This window comes from Oleiphilus sp. HI0125, from assembly GCF_001635355.1.
Genome location: NZ_LWGF01000691.1, coordinates 1 through 1,415, shown reverse-complemented (window position 1 = coordinate 1,415; position 1,415 = coordinate 1). Strand labels below are relative to the sequence as shown.

General features: G+C 42.9%; 1 protein-coding gene. It reads right to left on the bottom strand.

Annotated elements, in window-relative coordinates; genetic code table 11:
* Positions 1 to 1,220, bottom strand: a 1,220-nt coding sequence (locus tag A3762_RS09995; RefSeq protein ID WP_156493372.1) for a TIGR03013 family XrtA/PEP-CTERM system glycosyltransferase, incomplete at its 3' end; no start/stop codon positions are given.
* Positions 1,221 to 1,415: the final 195 nt, after the last annotated feature.

Sequence of the window (1,415 nt, the reverse complement as noted above, 5' to 3'; positions counted from 1 at the left end):
GCATCGTAAAACGGAATTTGCTCTTTTAAATCTGTAACGAACTCAGGACGCTCAGGTCGCGGCCCAACAAAACTCATATCACCGGTAATTACATTCCATAGCTGCGGCAGTTCATCTAGACGCGTATTGCGAATAAACGCGCCTACTTTTGTCACTCGCGAATCATTCTTCTGCGCCCAAACTGCTTTGCCGCCTTTTTCAGCATCTTGGCGCATACTGCGAAACTTGTAGATGGAGAACTCTTTACCGTTATAACCCACGCGTTTTTGAGAGTAGAGAACAGGAAAGCCAGATTCCAAAGCCACCGCTAAAGCTGTAAGCAACATAAATGGCCACATGATCGCCAATATGAACAGAGCAATACTTAGATCAAAAATGCGCTTTACGATGTCTCGCGCTTGAGAATAAGTAAAGCCATTGGAATATAAAGCCCAACCTGGACGTAACATAGAGATTTCTAGGCGCGTCATTTCTCGCTCCAAAAACTCCAGAGGCTCTTTCACACTCACACCTGATAGCTTGCAGTCAAGCAATTCATCAACAGGAACACCACCACCCTCAGTACGACGACGTTCATCTGGCGCAACAACTATCTCTGTCACATTATGCGCTTTCACAAAGCTCAGCCAATTTGCCGGCACAGGAAGCAGTTGATCAGCGCCAACGACCACTTCTTCTGCCCCTGAAGGAACACAACCAATCAGCTTAAAACTACGCGCTTGGTCTAAGCTACTTAAACGCTCGATAATTTCTGCAGCTTGATGTCCTGCTCCCAATATCACAACATTGCGACCAAGATTGGCTAAATCGACCACCCAATAAAAGACCAAACGAATCACTAAAACCGATAAAAACGCAACAATCACAGCATAAGCAAGTACGCCTCGCCCTAAATACAGTCCCGGAATTAAAAAGAACAAAACGGTCAGCGCGATCATGCCTAAGAAGCAATAGGCGACAAGCGTACGCAGCATCATGCCTGTTTTTCCTTCTTGAAAAACAGAGGTATAAACGCCCATAGCCAGCGAACAACAATTTAAGATAAGAGCAAATAAAAATGCTTGAACAATTGGGTTTTGTAAAAATAACTCAGTCTCTGAGAAGTAGTTGCGAATATCCACCGCAACAAACAATGAGACAGACAGAGCTGCGAATTCTAGCGCGCCCAAAAAGATAAATTTGCTATGAAGGTAATGATTTAATATGCGAACGTGTGCCACGTCGGTACTTCCTGCTGTAACTACTTATGTCCTGTGCGTGACAAATTGCCACATAAAAGTTGCGCTATTATGAACTCAAGGCTGTAATATAAAAAGCATAGCTTAGTTATATATAAGAGAAAGTTAGTTATATAAAACTATGTAAAACAACAAGATAATTGATGTATAGAAGAAACAAAGCATGGACCAGCAAGT